Here is a 17,269-nt window from a genome sequence, read left to right as displayed (position 1 = left end):
CTCCACTCTCCGCGGCGCTCTTGAGATCCCATCAGGGGTGAGTAGCGGCCTGCACCGTGGCAGAGTGAGGTCGCTAGAAACTCTCTGGAGGCCAATCATGCCGATAACAGCAGATCAAACTCAAGCGCAGACCACTACCCCCGTCGATCTTGGCGCAATATTCATCTCGTTGGAATTGAGCAAATCGACATGGCTGGTGACAGCTCTGTCACCTGGCAGCGAGAAGATGTCTCGCCATACCGTCACTGGAGGCGATATCGCCAGCTTGTTCTCGTGTTTTGACGCCCTTCGCCAGAAGGCACAGCGGCGCAAAGAGAGACTTTACCCGCTGGTGGTGATCCAGGAGGCCGGACTCGATGGCTTCTGGCTGGGGCGAATGCTTAGCAAAGAAGCTTGGATCGAGAGCCACATTGTAGAAGCCGCATCGATCGCAATGCCGCGTCGACATCGCCGGGCGAAGACTGACCGTATCGACGGCGAGACGCTGATCCGCGCTTTGATGGCATGGAAACGTGGCGAGCCGCGTGCGTGCTCGATGGTCAAACTTCTCTCACCCGAGGAAGACGACAACCGACGGATCGGGCGGGAGCGGAAAACTCTGATCGCCGAGCGCGTCTTCCACGTCAACCGCATAAAGGGGCTGCTCTTCACGCAAGGAATTCGGGATTATCAACCTGTCAATCGAGACCGCCGCCAGCGTTTGGACGAGCTTCGGACTGGCGATGGTCGGCCGCTCTCAAAACATTTGAAAGCGGAAATCTGCAGAGAACTTGATCGCCTCGAATTGTTGCTCACACAAATCAAGGCTGTTGAAGTCGAGCGAGATGCCTTGATCGTTCAGGAGACGCCGGAAACGCCGAAAGAAGCGACCGCGCTTTTAGGCATCAAAGGAATAGGCCCAGAGTTCGCTACGATACTTTACACGGAAGGCTTGTTCCGACACTTCGACAATCGGCGACAAATCGCATCCTATGCGGGCCTTGCGCCCTCCCCTTGGCAAAGCGGCAACGTCAATCGCGAACAAGGGGTCTCGAAAGCGGGAAATCCGCGATTGCGGGCAACGATGGTCAAACTCGCCTGGCTATGGCTGCGCCACCAACCGAAATCGACTTTAACGCTATGGTTTAAGGAACGCATCGCGCGGAACGCCGGCCGCCTAAAAACGCCGATGATCGTTGCGCTTGCTCGTAAGTTGCTCGTGGCCCTCTGGAAGTACGTGAGCTCCGGCGTCGTCATCGAAGGTGCAATCATGAAAAACGCCTGAAATACAAACTGCTGCGAAACACAGTTTCTAATCCTCAGGACCTGATCAGTCCTGACGGATCCAGGTGAACGGACCGGGAATCCTTTTGGCCTTTGATTGCCGATCTTGAGTTTGGTCCCGTTCTCCTGAGCCCGTGCCCGTCGAATGCGGGATAATGGTGCAGCCGTGTGAGAGCGGCGACCGGATGTGAGGTTGTATAGGCCCGAGACCGGGCCGGTAATTGCTATGGGCTCAGACCGTGGATCCGCCTACGAAGGAGAAATTCGATGCCACTCGAATGAACAATTGACAAAAATCCTGATGTGAAGGGATACGAACCGGCAACCCTCAGTTCCAGGCGATTTCAAGGAGAATTCCACGCTCTCATCTTCAGCGCATCTTAGTGCCAGAGCCATCGCGCGGGTGGAGACTCGGCCTCGGCGAATTTCGCACCTTGCCTTGGAAAAACGTATCGCCACGGCCCGGCGTCAAGCTGCTTCCACATCGCGGTTAGTCAGCCTTGACCGGTCTGCCGTGAGGTCAAGCAGCCGCCTCGGTCGTACCCATCAATACATCCTCACCAACGGCATCGACCAGGAAATCCAGAACAGCACGGACACGCAGCGGAAGATTGCGGCGTGAGGCGTAGACAATGGTGATCGGCAACCGCACTGGCGGAAAGGCCGGCATCACTTTGACCAAGCGCCCCGCAGCGATGTCATCGCCAGCAAGAATGTGAGACAGCACAGCCAGTCCGCCGCCGGCGAGCGCGGCGCGATGCACCGCTCCGGTATTGTGGAAGATCATCCTCGGGGTGACCTTGACCCTTTCGATGTCGGCGCCATTCAAAAAACTCCAGGACCGGCCCTCACCGCCACGATGGTAGCAGATGCAATCATGATCGGGGATCTCAAGCAGATGGCTGGGCATACCCCGCCTCTGGATATAGCCGGGCGCTGCAACAAGGAAGGCTGTCGTCCAGCCGATCCGGCGACAGATCAGACTGCTGTCGGACACTTCGCCGAGGCGGACTTCGAGATCAATCCCCTCGCCGATCAGGTCCGAAGACTGTTCGCAAAAGAGGACGTCAACGGACAGGTCAGGACAATCCTTCAACAAGGCAGGAAGCCGGTCGCTGATGTAGAGACCGAGGGCTGCCGGCAGACTAATCCTGACTTTTCCAGAAGCGATGGCGCCATCCGCCGACGCGGTTTCGCCCAGCGCTTCCACAGCATCGATAACCTTCTGCGCCATCGAAATCATCTGCTCGCCCTCGACGGTGAGGGAAAGGGCATTGGTCGAGCGGTGGAACAGCCGTGTGCTGTAGTGTTCCTCAAGCGACGAGACCTGCCGCGACACCGCCGGTTGGGTCAGGCCGCGATCCAGCGCCGCCGCCGAGAATGACCGTGTCTCGGCCACGCGCAAGAATGTCCTCAGCGCTGAAACGACGTCCATCCTGCTCCCCCCTCTGCCCCATAACATTTGGAATAGGCGTTATGCCGAAAGCTTAGGCTGGTTTTGGTTGCCTGTCCAGCAATTAAGGATATTACTTATCCATAAGGATATTACTTATCCATAAGGATATTTAGAATCCTTAATAAAGGAGAAAGCCATGACACAGCGCCTCAACTACGCCGCCCAGTCCCCCGAGTTTTTCAAGAAGATATCCGACCTCAGCATGTCGCTGCAGGACAGCGTCATCGAGCAGTCGATCCGCGATCTCGTCAATATCCGTGCCTCGCAGATCAATGGCTGCGCCTTCTGCCTCGACATGCACGTGAAGGAAGCCAAGATCCACGGCGAGAGCGAACTTCGCCTCTATCACGTTTCGATCTGGCGGGAATCCAACCTGTTCGCTCCCCGCGAACGCGCAGCCCTTGCTTGGACCGAAGCCGTTACCGAGCTGCCTGAAGGCGGCATTCCGGACGAGCTTTACGAACGTGTCCGCGGCCAGCTCTCGGAGAAGGAAGTCTCCGACCTCACCTTCTCCATCATGACCATCAACGCCTGGAACCGCGTCAGCATTGCCTTCAAGACCGTGCCTGGCTCGGCCGACAAGCTCTACGGCCTCGACAAGGCTGGCCTCAGCTGAGGCCTGCCAGACATCTGCACCTCATCAACAATCACACGATGTCAGCACGGCTCACGGAGGAACGACCATGAAAATCGTCATCATCGGCGGAACCGGCCTGATCGGTTCGAAGACCACCGAACGCCTTCGGGCAAAAGGCGTTGAGGTGATCGCCGCGTCTCCCAATACAGGCGTCAACACGATCACCGGCGAAGGGCTGGCCGAGGCGCTGGCGGGAACGGACGTGGTTCTCGATCTCGCCAATTCCCCATCCTTCGAGGACAAGGCAGTGATGGAGTTCTTCGAGACCTCCGGCCGCAATCTGCTCGCTGCCGAAAAGGTGGCTGGCGTGAAGCACCACATCGCGCTCTCCGTAGTCGGAACGGAAAAGCTCCAGGAAAGCGGATATTTCCGCGCAAAGCTTGCGCAGGAAAAGCTGATCCGCGAGGCCGGAATCCCCTACACGATCGTTCACTCCAGTCAGTTCATGGAGTTCCTTGGTGGCATCGCGCAGTCTGCCCTGGTTGAAGGCAAGGTGCATCTGTCGCCGGCCTTCGTGCAACCCATCGCCTCCGACGATGTCGCCGACGCGATGGCCGACGTGGCGCTTGTCCCCCCGGTCAACGGTTTGATCCAGATCGCTGGACCGGAGCGTTTCCGGCTCAATGAACTGGTCGCCCGCTATCTGGAAGCGACGGGTGACGCCCGACAGGTCGTTGCCGATCCCGAGGCCAAATACTTCGGTGCCCGCCTGGAAGACCGCACGCTCGTTTCCGACAACAATCCGCGGCTCGGCAAGATCGGTTTTGAACAGTGGTTCGCCACCGCTCCTCGCAAGTGAAATCCCACTCCGCAATCACCAAGGAAGAATGTCATGATCAGAAGAACCATTTCCGCGGTGGCGATCGCCATCATCACGTCAGTAACCGCGATTGCGCATGACGCACCGGGTGGCGGTTCAGCATCGAGGGTCACCCTCGTCTATGAACACGAGCTGCCGAATGTGCCGGGCAAAAGCCTCAAGGGCGTTCTGGTCGAGTACGGTCCGGGTGGGTATTCCGACGCGCATACGCACCCGGACAGCGCCTTCATCTACGCCACCGTGCTGGAGGGATCGATCCTCAGCCAGGTCAACGACGGTCCGGTCAGGGAATACAGGGCTGGAGAACAATTTTCTGAACTCCCGGGCGATCGCCACGGCGTCAGCAAGAACGGCAGCGACACGAAGCCCGCCAAACTTCTCGCCGTCTTCGTGGTCGATACCAATCAAAAGGAACTGACCTACCCGATCAAGAAGTAGAGATCTCAACAAGGACCGGATGCCGTCGCCGCAGCCGGTCCTTGTTGTTCTTCAAGTCTGGAGTGACCTGCCATGGCCGTTGAATTGTCCGCACTGGCATTCGCAATCATCGATATCGTGGGCGTGATCGGCATCCTTGTCTGGCATGTTCAGGGCAAGGATCGACCAACAGCGCGCCTCGTCGTCCAGATCCTGTTCTTTGCGGCAATGACCGCGACGTTCCTGTCGCAGAGTATCCTTCCGTTTCGCGTGACAACAGGTGAGCTTGAAGGCCTGACCGCCTATCTCGGGAAATGCGCACGCGTTCTCTGGTGGATCCACCTTGCCTGGGCAACAATCGGCTTCGTACGCCTCTACATTGCGCTCGACCGCCGGCCGCAGGAGGCACGACTGATCCAGGATCTGATCGTCGCCGGCGTTTATCTAGGTGTTGCGCTTTCCATTATCGGCTTGGTGTTCGGCGCACCGATCGGAACGCTCGTCGCCACCTCCGGCGTGGTTGCCATCATCCTCGGCCTTGCCCTCCAGAACACCTTGGGCGACCTGTTCTCTGGCATTGCCCTCACACTGGGTCGCCCGTTTATGATCGGCGACTGGATCCAGCTAGGCGACGGCACAGAGGGACGCGTCATCCAAAACAACTGGCGCTCGACACAGATCCTGACGCCGGCACATAATGTTGTTGTTCTCCCCAACAGCGCACTCGCCAAACTCAGTCTGACCAACCTGACGCGACCGGATGAATCGCATCTCGTCGAATTGGCCATCCGCATTGCAGCCGACCGACAGCCATCCGCCATTGAAGCAATTTTGGTGTCTGCACTGGAGGATTGCCGGTTCATTGTTCAGGAGCCCAAGCCCGTCGTGGCGTTCAAGGGCATTGATGCGATCGCAATCGATGTCGAATTGCTGTTCCGCGTGACCAGCCCTGCCAACCGAGTGCAGGCGCGCAACGAGATCATCAATGTCGTCAGCCAACAATGCGCGACCCACGGTCTTGGCTTTGCAATGCCGGCACAAGCCTATCACGTCGTGCCCAGCCTGGGCGACAAGATGGAGAAATCTGAATCTGTCCGCGCTCTACCCCGCGCGCTTTAGCACCCAGTCGAACGTTCCGGCCCAGATGCCCGGGTCGATCTCCTGCTCCAGCGTTTTCCCGAGGTCGGCGAACGTGACCTTGCGAAGCGCAGTGCGCCACGCTTCGTCGGCCTCCCACATGATCCGTGCGATCGCACACGAACCGCTCTCACAATAGTCCTTGGGTCGGCAGGGATTGTTGGCACGGATGTTCTGGCAAACGAAGGTCCGGCCGCTCCCCTCCACTGCTTCGACGACATCAAGGAAGGTCAGCTCTGCCGGTGCCCTTGCCAGACGATAGCCGCCCGAAGGGCCAAGCGTCGTATGGACGAGGCCTGCCTGCGACAGGCTCTGAAGTGCCTTTGAAAGATATTCCTTCGGAAGCCCATGCAGTTCTGCCAGCGCCTTGGTCGACAGATATCGCCCGTCAGGTAGGCCCGCGAGAATGGCGCAACAGTGAAGCGCCCATTCGACTTGGCTTTTGAGAATCATGCGGTGGGTGACCTTGGACCGGAATTAAGGATACATGATATCCCTATTTTGAATCGCTGTAAATACAGTCGATTGTTGGACGGACCATCTGGCCCGGCATGCCAAATGTCCATTATAAGGCTATCGATTGATTTCGGTCGGATGCATTGCACCGATCCGCGTCGGAACGGTACTCGAATTTATTGGTGAAATGGTGCGGCAGAACTGATTGATGGCATCTTCGAATAGCTGACAATCTTTCGGAGATACGGCCATGCCCAGGGGAATGGCCGTAAGTTGCCTGCTCAGCCCGGACGACCACCCAGCGACAAGCCGGTCAACTGCTCCGAAAGCAGCCAGAGCCGTTCCGCCGCCTGTGGATCCATGGCCCAAGACGCCACACCTTTGGTGCCGTCCGTCTCCGCTTGCGGCAGGGCGACCTCGCAATCTTCGCAATACACACCGCCGATACCGTCGAGTTCGGGCCGCGTTGCTGCCCAGACGCTCGTTGCTGCCCCTTGTTCCGGCGTCTTGAGATCGCGCGAGGGATCGACCCGGCGATTGCCATTCTCGTCATAGACATCAAAAGAGTTGATCTCGTCTTCGCTGAGATGGCGGGCGAGATCGGTCAGGATAACGCCAGGGTGCAGTGAGAATGCCCGCACGCCACGCCCTGCTCCACGCCGATCGAGCCCCAGCGCAAACAGAGCATTCGCCGTCTTCGCCTGGCCATAGGCCTGCCACTTGTCATAGGGGCGAGCCTTGAAATCAATGTCGTCGAAATCGACCGGCCCGATCTGATGGCCGCGCGACGATACAGAGATCACCCGCGCGTTGCCTGCCTTGACAAGTGCTGGCCACAGACCTGCAACCAGCCGGAAATGGCCGAGATGATTGGTGGCGAACTGGCTCTCGTGCCCAGCCTGATCACGGGCAAGCGGCGTTGCCATGATGCCAGCGCTGTTGACCAGGATTGAGATTGGCATGCCCGCCATAACGATCCTGCCAGCAAAGGCGGCAACCGATGAGGGATCCGCAAGATCCATCGCTTCGATGAGAACATTGTCGATACCGGCAAGTGTGCGTTCGGCCTTTTCGCGATTGCGGGCCGGTACGATGACACGAGCGCCGGCACCAGCGAGCGCCCGCGTCGTCTCGACGCCGAGACCGGAATAGCCGCCGGTGACAATCGCCGTCTTGCCGGAAAGATCGATGCCCTCGGTGACCTCGCGCGCCGTGCTGGATGCGCTGAAACGAGATCCAATAGGTTTCTGTTCGGACATGTCGCTACTCCTTCATTTATGGCTCTGGTGTCCCCTCCCTATATTGGATAGGCTCGCGGAGCCCCCAGCCTGCAGGATCCGGATTTCTGTCGTGATCGTCCAAAACATCCAGGATCCCCTGTCTGACGTGCTCAGCGCCATCGATGCGCGGGCGCTATTCTCCGTGCGATTTGCCGCCGGAGGCTCGTGGTCTGTTGCTTTTCCACCACCGGGCTACCTGAAGTTCAATGCGGTCCGCGAAGGCGGTGCCTGGCTGATCTCGGAGGGAGAGGCGCCGATGCGCATTGAAGCCGGCGATTGTCTGGTGGTCAGCGGCAAGGCGTTTACGCTTTGCAGCGATCCCGACGTGAAGCCGATAGCGGCGGCAGAGGTGTTCGCAGGCGGCAATCTCGATGTCTCAGTGGGCGATGGTCGGGATTTCGTGCTCCTCGGCGGGAGCGTCAACCTCGACACCGTCGACGGATCACTCCTCACCGACGCCCTGCCGCCTGTCGTGGTGATCGACCGCGAAGAGGCCGGACCGATTGGCTGGCTGCTCGAACAGTTGGACCTAGAGTGGAACAGCACCGCGCCGGGTGCTCGCATCGCCTGCAACGACCTGCTGCGTCTGGTGTCTATCCATGTCCTTCGTGCCTATATGGCACGTCAGACATCACAGCATCCCGGCTGGCTCGCCGGACTTGCCGATGTCCGCTTGGCGCCGGCACTGCGGGCCATCCACGCCGATCCGTCGCGCCGCTGGACGGTAGAGGCACTGGCGGGGCTTGCTGGCCAATCCCGCTCCGGATTTGCCGAAAGATTTCGTGCCACCGTCGGGGCATCGCCGATCGACTATCTCGCGAGCTGGAGGATGCGGCTTGCCGCCGCTCGGCTGCGGCGTGGCAACGAGCCGCTGCCACGGATTGCCCAGTCGCTCGGCTACGCGTCTGACAGCGCTTTTGCCGCCAGCTTCCGGCGCGTCCTCGGCCAGTCACCTGCACGTTATCGTGGCCTGTATCGCGACAAGACATGGAGTGAGGTTGTTAACTCCTGATTGCTGACTCGCCTATCGGCCCGTCGACTGTTCTGGACGATACAACGGCAAAGCAACTCGCCACTATCTGTGACCGCATCCGGTCTGCACCCGCATGATGCGCCTTGAAGGGGATCGAACTAATGACCCGCTATCCAATCGCCAGTGTATTGATTTCGTTCAGTTCTCCGACAAACACGTTTGACTGGCCCTAGTCGCACGTCTACGGGCAATTCCGCGCGCGAAATCGGCGGATAGAGCGCGGCAACAGCGCCATCGATCTTGTCCGACAACCACCAGCAAACTCACGCGGGGCGCAATAGGAATATTTTGTAAGGTTTGCAATGTAGGGTGGAACAAAACTGAATGGTTCCCAAAATGCAGCTTATAAAGAAAATTGAAATCAATTACCTTCGCTCGCTTTACCAAGCTACTTTGGTCAACGTCGGTGATCTCAACGTCATCTTTGGCCGTAATGACAGCGGCAAATCCAACGTCTTGCGGGCTCTCAACCTCTTTTTCAATGACCGGATTGACCCCTATACCGACTTGGATTTTGAGCTTGACGTATCGGACGTCCGGCCGGGGCAAGCCAAGAAAACTAAGAGCCGATTAGCGATTTGGATAAAGATCACTTTTAACGTTCCTCCAAATTATCAAAAGTCACTAGGGGAAGAAATCACAGTACGCAGGCAGTGGAACCGCGATGCCACGATGACGGAAAGGGTGTGGCCGCCGGATCTTTCGAGCGGGCAGTTGGCCCAAGTCACCAAGCTGATGAATCGCATCGATTTTACTTACATTCCTGGGATCAAAGACAATACAATATACGCAGACCTAATCGAGCGCATGTACGTTGCTGCTGCAGCTACGAGTGAGCTGCAGCAAGCGACCGACAATTTCATTGCAGCTATCCAAGGGCAAACCTTGGCCCTCTCGTCGAAACTCTCTTCCCTTTTTCAAAGTCCTTCGCGGCTGGCAGCGCCGACTGAAATGAGCAGTCTATTTCGGACGCTGGACTTTGCGCACGGAGAGGAAGGACACTCTCTTCTTCGTCAGAAAGGTGATGGGATAAAGGCGAGGCATCTTCCGGAATTGCTTCGATTTATCAACGAGAACGAGTCGGGCGCAAAGATATTCATATGGGGCTTCGAGGAGCCGGAAAATTCTCTCGATCTTGGTGCCGCTGATGCCGAGTCCAAGCGTTTCTCGGATTTCGCCGCACGCCCCGATACGCAGATTTTTATTACCAGTCATTCTCCCGCGTTCTATCTTGCAGAAATCGCCGACCCCGCGTCAAGAACCAGCCGCTATTTTGTCTCTAAGCAGCGATTAGATTTCAATGAGACGGAAATGCAACCCGCGGACGCCGTGTCTTCCATCAACGACTTAGCTGTCGCCGAGACTAAGATGGAGGAGGCCGGCCTCATGCAACTTCCGTTCGTGATACGGCAGCTTTCCGAGATGAGGGAGGAAAGAGAGATCATCGAAATAGAGCGAGAGGCGCTTGAATCAAAACTTCGTAAACTTGAGCGCCCAACAGTCTTCGTCGAAGGTAAACATGACGTGCAACTTTACGCTGCTGCCATGCAGCGCGCCGGTCTGGCAGCAACAGAATACCGAATACGTTCCCTCGGCGGGACACCGAAATCTGGACAGATTCTCAAAATGATCTTCGCGGATGGTGAAAAGGTAGGCGGCGTTCCCACATTCTTCCTCTTCGATAACGATCGCGCCGGTCGCAAATCCTATCAAGATATGATGAGCGCGAAACCCGCCTCGTCGCCGGTTTCCTTCAACCGCGATATTAACGTCTGGCTACTTCCGTTAAGCGAAGAGTTCAAAGGTTTTCTAACGGAGCATAACATCTCCGAAGACCAGGCATTTTTCACTGCCGAATTCTTGTACCCCGCGAAGGCAGGCGCGAAGTTATGCCAGGAGCTTGTAGAACGACATTCGAAGGGGGTGAAGAAAGCTGAATACGAAGATTGGCGAACCACGATTCACGGTGATTACTTCAAGAGCATTGGCCAGCGACGGGCGTTGGAGCTTGTGCTACGACCGGAGGGTGGGAAAGACTGGTTTTTCTCCAGGGGAGTTCCGGCATCACTCAAAGTCGCGTTCGCAGATGGAGCTGTTGAAAGAAAATTAAACACAAATGCTATCGACAGCGTCGCCAAAACGATAGCAAGACATTTGGGCATAAATAGACCTTAATGGAAACCATAAAGGGCCATCACATGCGGCGCAACCAAGATTCTAATCCGACTTAAGACTGTTGCCTTCGCCTCTGTCTGATACTCCAAGCGTAAGAAGCGAACTTAAACTAGGTGAGCGAACTAATCGAGGCCAGCGCCGCCTTCATCAAAGCACGTCTATTCACGGCTGCTCCTTTTGGCGATCGCCATTAAAGTTAACGCTAAGGTCCTTTTTCGCCTTGAAAGGATGTGAACCTTCGTCCCTCCAAACGATTGGGCACCTCTATTTACCGGCTGCCGTCGTTTTGATGGGTCGGTAAAGCCGTTTGGCGGGTGAACCTGGCAGGCAAGTTCGTCATCGTTGATAATGATTGCCGCCTTGTCGGCATGCATTCCGGCCTTTCGGCCGCCCCTGCGTCATGCCGCCTGCGGTTTTCCGGTCAGCCAGACATAGCGAAGCATATTGTAGGCGATATTGGCCATGCCGATCTTCACCCTCGCTCTACTGATGCCGATGGTTCGGATAAAGAGCTTCATCTTGTCCTTCTGCCTTGCAAATGCATGCTCGACGGCAGAGCGCACTTTCGAACGGCGGCCGTTGGCCCGCGACATCGCTTCCGGCATGGGCTTGCCCTTCGGCTTCCTCTGATGGATGTCCGACTTCAGGCCATTGTCCTGCAGCCATTCCTCATTGGTCTTCGAACGATAGGCGCTGTCGGCCCAGACCGTCGATGCCGTATTGTCCTTGGCGACGACGTTCCGGAGTTGGGCGCCGTCATGGGCGCTCCCACTCGTCACCGTCCATCCCCGGATGAAGCCGTGTGCCCGGTCGATGCCCGCATGGTTCTTGTAACCGAACATCGGAATAGCGATGTCGTGCTGCTTGGTAGCGGCTGATGTCGGCGTTTCCGTGGGTTGCTTGGCCTTGGAATACTTCACCGTCCAGCGCGCGTCGCGGTCCTTCTGCGCGAGCTTGGCGGGCTTGTCTTTCCACTCCGACGGGATTTCGCCAGCCTTGATCGCCGCCTTCTCGTCCTGGCTATTGTGCTGCTTGGGAGCCTGAATGCGTATTCCGATGAAGCCGGCCACCTATTCCGACACGAAGCCGGCCACCCATTCCGATTTCATTCCGGCCACCGTTCCGATTTGAAGCCGGCCAGTTGGTGTGCCTCTGGGTCGTCATGTTCTTTGGCTTGAAGCCGCCTGGCGGTCAAGCTTAGGTTGTCGCGGCAGCAGTCATGGAACGCTTCTTTCGCATACTCTCCCCCGTGAGTTCGATGCGGTAAGCATTGTGAACGAGGCGATCGAGGATGGCGTCGGCGATCGTCGGATTGCCGATCATGTCGTACCAGTGTTCGACGGGCACCTGGCTGGTGACGATGGTAGACCGTTTCTCATAGCGGTCTTCAACGATCTCCAGGAGGTCGCGCCGTTGCTCGTCGCTGAGCTTCTCCGGACCCCAGTCATCAAGAATGAGCAGGTCTGTTCTGGCCAGCGCCTTCAGGAGCTTCGGGTATCGGCCGTCGCCACGCGCCAGTGCAAGGGTGGCAAACAGTCTGGGCAGGCGATGATAGGCGACGGAGAAGTCCTCGCGGCACGCCTTGTGTCCGAGCGCGCATGCAAGCCAGCTCTTGCCGACGCCGGCGGGTCCAATCATGAGCAGGCTGTGGCGCTGCCGGATCCAGTCACATCCGGCAAGCTTCAGGAACAGATTGCGATCGAGGCCGCGGGTGGCGCGGAAATCGATGTTCTCGATTTGGGCATCATGGCGCAGCTTTGCGGCCCGGGCCCGGGCCTCGAAGCGCTTCTGGCCTCGGGCGGTCGACTCGCGCTCCAGAAGAAGGGCCAGCCACTCACCGTGCCCGAGGTGTCTCGCCTCCGGTTGCGCCTCGAGTTCCTGATAGGCGCTTGCCATGCCGGAAAGGCCGAGTTCGCGCAGCATGTCGATGGTAGGATTGATCAGCATGATGGAAGGTCTCCTCAATGAAAGTAACTGGGACCGCGTAAGTTGGCGTGTTCCACAACGGCGGCAGGTTCGGTGGGAGGTATTTTGCTTTTGTAGGTGGCGATGAGCGACGCGATGGCCTTGCTGTTCAAGCCGCCAATCTCGACAGCCCGTGCTGAAACGGCCTCGGCGCGGTCCTGGCCGATGTCACGGTAAAGGCGCAGGATCCCGAGGCACGTTCTGAAGCCCTGTTCCGGGTGCGGACGGCTGGCGAGAATGGCGATGATAAGCCCATCGGTCTGCGGCCCGATAGACGCGCCCCATCGTCGGAAGCGTTCCGGCGTCCACTCGGCATATCGGCGGTGTGAACTGGGCATGTGAGCGGGGTCAGTTCCATAGCGCGGGCCACCATAGCGGCGCTGATGCACCGCAACGCGTTTGCCGCGATGGAAGATCTCGATCATCCGTTCAGTCGCCCTGATATCGACTTGGCTCCGTATGAGGGCATGCGGGACAGAATAGAAGAAGCTCTGGAACTCGACATGGTAATCCGTCGACACCCGCGCCAAGCGCCATTCGGCGAACTCATAATGTTCGCTGGGCAGGCTTGCGAGTGCTGCCTGTTCGACCGTCTCAAAGAGGTTCCGACGACTGACGCCCAACCGGCGCATGACGTGATTGTTGATGCGCTCCAGCATCTGAGCGATCGCGGCATTGGCTTCCGTGAGCGAGAAGAATGTCTGTTTGCGAAGACGGCCGAGAATGCAGCTCTGGGCGAACTTCACGCCATTCTCCACCTTGGCCTTGTCCTTCGGGCGTCGCGGACGTGCTGGCAGGACACCGACGCCATAATGAGCAGCCATGACCCCATAGCTGCGATTGATCTCAGGATCGTAGAAGCTGGCGCGGTTGACGCCGGACTTCAGATTATCGGGCACGATCAGCCGGGGCACACCGTCGACGAAGGTGAACATGCGGACGTGGGAGCCAATCCAGTCCGGCAGGGTCTGGGTCCATGTGGCTTCCGCGTAGGTGTAGCTCGACGCGCCGAGCACGCCGAGGAACAGTTCCGCCTCGCGGATCTCACCGGTCTTGCGATCGACGATCGGCACGCGTTTGCCGGAGTAATCCACGAAGACTTTGTCGCCGGCGACGTGTTCCTGGCGCATCGTCGGTGACAGGCGCTTCTCAAAGCCACGGAACAACTCGCAAAAACGGCTATATCCATACCCATCCGGATGGATGCTGCGGTATTCCTCCCAAAGGATCAGCAGCGTCACGCCTGGCTTCTTCAGCTCGATCGAAAGCGGGCCCCAGTCGGGCTCTTGCCGCAATCGCTGGCCTTGCTTAACGCCGGGATGGACGAAAAGCTTGGCCTCAAGGACATCGTCTGTCAGGTCGCTGGCGAGGGGCCAACTCAACCCGACCATCGCAGCTCGCTTCAGGTTGTCCTGCACGGTGCTGCGAGCGATGCCAAGCATCACCGCGATCTCGCGGCTACTCGTTCCGCTACCCGCAAGCCGCAGCATTTGTCGTATGTGTCGCATGGTCAGCTTTCTTTTTGCAGGCATTAAATTCCCCTCGTGGATATCGAGGGGACACATGCCAAGGTTGCTGACCCAGGGGAACTTGAGTGCCGGAAACTGGCCGGTTATTGATTGGAATGGTGGCCGGCTTCAAATCGGAACGGTGGCCGGTCAATGATCGGAATGGCGGCCGGCTTCAGAGCGGAATCCGCAGTTAGTGTGACCTTGAAGGCCAAGTCACTTGGCACGACGCTCCACAAGTTCGGTTTCGATCTTCAGCGCATAATCTCTGAAAACAGTTTCGCACGGGGTCAGCATCACTGAGTGAAGTGAAGAGATGTTTATCACAGCGGAAGGTCGGCTTGCTGAGCTCGGAGTCAATCTTATGGAGGACAATGACGACCCAATGGCCAAGCGGCCCCACGCCATCAGCTGGGCGAGCGGAGCCCGGTGCCTGTTAACTCTGTACATCCATGACGTGACCGGTGGCACGCCTGTGCAACACTTTATCTCAACAGCACAGCGGCTTACAGAATCCGGCAGCGAAGCGGACTAACAAGTTCACGGCTGTTGGTTTCCACGCAGAACTGAGCCGGTTAGGCGCATAATTTCCATTGAGAATTGAGCCATGTGAACCTTCCCCCCAACGCGGCGAGCGACGGGGGCAACGGAGTGATCCACATGGGACTTTTAAACATCATCCGTCGGATGGCGCTGCGTGAGAAGCAGTCGATCCGGGAGATCAGCCGGCGCACCGGGTTGTCACGCAACACGATCGCGAAGTATTTGAATGCCGGCACGATCGAGCCGACATTCACGGTACCGGAACGACCGAGCAAGCTTGATCCTTTCGCCGATAAACTATCTGGCTGGCTGAAGACCGAGGCCGGGAGGTCGCGCAAGCAGCGCCGAACCTTGAAGCAGCTTCATGCCGATCTGATGGCTCTCGGATTTACTGGCTCCTATGGTCGGGTTGCCGCGTTCGCCCGTGACTGGCGGACTGAGCAGCAGACAGTGGGCCGCGGCATATTCATTCCTCTGTCCTTCCGCCCAGGCGAAGCGTTCCAATTCGATTGGAGCGAAGATTATGCCGTGATAGGCGGCGAGCGCACGAAGCTGCAGGTCGCCCATATCAAACTATCACACAGCCGGGCGTTTCTGGTCAGGGCCTATCTGCTGCAAACGCACGAGATGCTCTTCGACGCCCACTGGCACGGGTTCCGTGTGTTCGGCGGCGTGCCTGGCCGCGGCATTTACGATAACATGAAGACAGCGGTCGATCGTGTCGGTCGTGGCAAGGAGCGACAGGTCAATATCCGTTTCCTCGCGATGACGAACCACTACGTTTTTGCGCCCGAGTTCTGCAATCCCGCCGCGGGTTGGGAGAAGGGTCAGGTCGAGAAGAATGTCCAGGATGCCCGACCGCGGCTGTGGCAACAGATGCCGGACTTTCCGGATCTGGCGGCATTGAATACCTGGCTGGAACAGCATTGCCAGGACCTGTGGCGCGACACGGCGCACGGCACCTTACCCGGCACGATCGCGGACGTCTGGTCCGCAGAACAACCAGCATTGATGGCGCTCCCCGGTGCGTTTGACGGCTTCGTCGAGCAGAGCAAGCGCGTCTCACCGACATGCCTGATCACCTTCGAGCGGAATCGTTACAGCGTGCCAGCATCGTTTGCGAACCGGCCCGTCAGCCTGCGGATCTACCCCAAGAGACTGGTCGTTGCGGCCGAGGGCAATATCCTATGCGAGCATGAGCGGGTCATTGAGCGCAGCCACGACAAGCCGCCGCGAACGATTTACGACTGGCGACATTACCTTGCCGTCATCCAGCGCAAACCCGGTGCCCTGCGCAACGGTGCACCCTTTCTGGAACTCCCGGTGGCCTTCAGACAGTTGCAAGATCAGATGCTTCGCCGCCCCGGCGGTGATCGTGAGATGGCCGATATCCTGGCCCTTGTCCTTCATCACGACGAACAGGTCGTCCTCAAGGCTGTGGAACTGGCCCTGGATGCGGGGGTGGCGACCAAGACGCATGTGCTGAACCTGCTGCATCGGCTGATCGACGGCAAGACAATCGATGGTCCCGACATCGATACGCCACAGGCGCTGACCTTGGTGCGTGAACCCGAGGCCAATGTCGAACGCTATGATGGCCTACGCGCCAGGATCGCAGGGGGTCGCCATGCGTCATGACCCCGCAAGTGCTGCCGTCGTCATCATGCTACGGAGCCTGAAGATGTATGGCATGGCCCAAGCCGTCACAGACCTTATCGAGCAAGGGGCTCCTGCCTTTGATGCGGCCGTGCCCATCCTGTCACAGTTGCTGAAGGCCGAGATGGCCGAGCGCGAGGTCCGCTCCATCGCCTATCATATGAAGGCCGCTCGCTTTCCTGCGTACAAAGACATCTCCGGCTTCGACTTCGCTGCCAGCGAGATCAACGAGGCCACCGTGCGCCAACTGCACCGATGCGAGTATATGGATGGGGCGCAGAACGTTGTCCTAATCGGTGGCCCTGGCACTGGAAAAACGCATGTCGCGACCGGTCTTGGAATCCAAGCGATCGAGCATCATCGCCGAAAGGTCCGCTTCTTCTCGACCATCGAACTGGTCAATGCTCTCGAGCAGGAGAAGGCCAAGGGCAAGGCGGGCCAGATCGCGGAGACCTTAGTGCGCCTCGATCTGCTCATCCTGGACGAGTTGGGATACCTGCCGTTCAGCGCCTCAGGCGGAGCGCTGCTCTTCCACCTGTTGAGCAAGCTCTACGAACGCACCAGCGTCATCATCACCACCAACCTCAGCTTCAGCGAATGGGCAACAGTCTTCGGCGACGCCAAGATGACCACGGCTCTGCTCGACCGTCTGACCCACCGTTGCCATATCCTGGAAACAGGAAATGACAGCTTCCGCTTCAAGGCCAGCTCGGCTGCAGCAGCGCAGAAGAAAGGAGAAAAAGCCAACCCCTTGACCAAACCCTGATCAGAAAACCATACTCAGAGGTGGCTCACTTCTCGGTGGAAAAACCGGCTCAGTTCTGCGTGGAAACCAACACACGGCCTAGGGGAGTATTCGGGTGAGGCATTGAGACGGAACGCCGTCGACCTTGCGTTCTTCGACCCTGCCTCGCTCGTGTCGT

The 17,269-nt window shown here is 58.2% G+C and carries 14 protein-coding genes and 1 pseudogene; 9 read left to right on the top strand and 6 right to left on the bottom strand.

All coding sequences use genetic code 11. The annotated features are described in order from the left end of the window. The first annotated feature begins 97 nt into the window (after positions 1-97). Positions 98-1,264 carry an IS110 family RNA-guided transposase gene (locus G8E10_RS18955; protein WP_167130294.1) on the top strand — a complete coding sequence of 389 codons (1,167 nt, stop codon included), beginning with the start codon at positions 98-100 and terminating at the stop codon, positions 1,262-1,264. Between the two features lie 519 nt (positions 1,265-1,783). Here G8E10_RS18955 and G8E10_RS18950 read toward each other — a convergent pair. Next, complete coding sequence (locus G8E10_RS18950; RefSeq protein ID WP_092990566.1) at positions 1,784-2,698, bottom strand: LysR family transcriptional regulator; 915 nt, start codon at positions 2,696-2,698, stop codon at positions 1,784-1,786. A 157-nt stretch (positions 2,699-2,855) separates the two neighbouring features. On the opposite strand from G8E10_RS18950, the gene G8E10_RS18945 reads away from it, so the two are divergent. The 4 genes from G8E10_RS18945 (at position 2,856) to G8E10_RS18930 (ending at position 5,712) form a co-directional block, all read left to right on the top strand. Next, on the top strand, positions 2,856-3,335 hold the full coding sequence (locus G8E10_RS18945) for a carboxymuconolactone decarboxylase family protein (RefSeq protein WP_167130293.1): 480 nt from the start codon (positions 2,856-2,858) through the stop codon (positions 3,333-3,335). A gap of 67 nt (positions 3,336-3,402) precedes the next feature. Beyond that, positions 3,403-4,155 carry an SDR family oxidoreductase gene (locus G8E10_RS18940; protein WP_092990564.1) on the top strand — a complete coding sequence of 251 codons (753 nt, stop codon included), beginning with the start codon at positions 3,403-3,405 and terminating at the stop codon, positions 4,153-4,155. 33 nt (positions 4,156-4,188) lie between these two features. Then, positions 4,189-4,614 carry a cupin domain-containing protein gene (locus G8E10_RS18935; protein ID WP_167130292.1) on the top strand — a complete coding sequence of 142 codons (426 nt, stop codon included), beginning with the start codon at positions 4,189-4,191 and terminating at the stop codon, positions 4,612-4,614. Positions 4,615-4,686: 72 nt separating this feature from the next. After that, positions 4,687-5,712, top strand: coding sequence for a mechanosensitive ion channel family protein (locus tag G8E10_RS18930; protein ID WP_167130291.1), 1,026 nt, complete (start codon positions 4,687-4,689; stop codon positions 5,710-5,712). Here G8E10_RS18930 and G8E10_RS18925 read toward each other — a convergent pair. Both G8E10_RS18925 and G8E10_RS18920 read right to left on the bottom strand, forming a co-directional pair. Continuing rightward, positions 5,695-6,183, bottom strand: a complete 489-nt coding sequence (locus G8E10_RS18925; RefSeq protein WP_092990561.1) for an RrF2 family transcriptional regulator — start codon at positions 6,181-6,183, stop codon at positions 5,695-5,697. The genes G8E10_RS18930 and G8E10_RS18925 overlap by 18 nt on opposite strands. A 284-nt stretch (positions 6,184-6,467) precedes the next feature. Next, entirely contained in the window at positions 6,468-7,445 is a 978-nt protein-coding gene (locus G8E10_RS18920; protein ID WP_167130290.1) for an oxidoreductase, read from the bottom strand. Positions 7,446-7,536: 91 nt separating this feature from the next. Here G8E10_RS18920 and G8E10_RS18915 point away from each other — a divergent pair, with 91 nt between their 5' ends. Further along, positions 7,537-8,478, top strand: a complete 942-nt coding sequence (locus tag G8E10_RS18915) for a cupin domain-containing protein (RefSeq protein WP_167130289.1) — start codon at positions 7,537-7,539, stop codon at positions 8,476-8,478. A 345-nt stretch (positions 8,479-8,823) separates the two neighbouring features. Beyond that, complete coding sequence (locus G8E10_RS18910; protein ID WP_167130288.1) at positions 8,824-10,674, top strand: ATP-dependent nuclease; 1,851 nt, start codon at positions 8,824-8,826, stop codon at positions 10,672-10,674. Between the two features lie 398 nt (positions 10,675-11,072). Here the strand turns inward: G8E10_RS18910 and G8E10_RS18905 are convergent. The 3 genes and pseudogenes from G8E10_RS18905 to istA (G8E10_RS18895) all read right to left on the bottom strand — a co-directional run. Continuing rightward, positions 11,073-11,720: pseudogene (locus G8E10_RS18905) on the bottom strand (transposase); the annotation flags it as partial. 151 nt (positions 11,721-11,871) lie between these two features. Then, positions 11,872-12,621, bottom strand: coding sequence for an IS21-like element helper ATPase IstB (gene istB, locus G8E10_RS18900; protein WP_132450061.1), 750 nt, complete (start codon positions 12,619-12,621; stop codon positions 11,872-11,874). 14 nt (positions 12,622-12,635) lie between these two features. After that, positions 12,636-14,147 (bottom strand): IS21 family transposase, encoded by a 1,512-nt coding sequence (gene istA / locus G8E10_RS18895; RefSeq protein ID WP_167130335.1) that lies wholly within the window; start codon positions 14,145-14,147, stop codon positions 12,636-12,638. 660 nt (positions 14,148-14,807) lie between these two features. Here istA (G8E10_RS18895) and istA (G8E10_RS18890) point away from each other — a divergent pair. Next, positions 14,808-16,328, top strand: a complete 1,521-nt coding sequence (gene istA, locus G8E10_RS18890; protein ID WP_167130287.1) for an IS21 family transposase — start codon at positions 14,808-14,810, stop codon at positions 16,326-16,328. Continuing rightward, positions 16,318-17,112 carry an IS21-like element helper ATPase IstB gene (istB, locus tag G8E10_RS18885; protein ID WP_167130286.1) on the top strand — a complete coding sequence of 265 codons (795 nt, stop codon included), beginning with the start codon at positions 16,318-16,320 and terminating at the stop codon, positions 17,110-17,112. Before istA (G8E10_RS18890) ends, istB (G8E10_RS18885) begins: the two co-directional genes overlap by 11 nt. Positions 17,113-17,269: the final 157 nt, after the last annotated feature.

This window comes from Ferranicluibacter rubi (assembly GCF_011603255.1).
In the GTDB taxonomy this organism is placed as follows: Bacteria; Pseudomonadota; Alphaproteobacteria; order Rhizobiales; family Rhizobiaceae; genus Ferranicluibacter; species Ferranicluibacter rubi.
The sequence above is the reverse complement of the archived record's forward strand: the minus strand, read 5'-3'. Positions and strand labels throughout refer to the sequence as shown.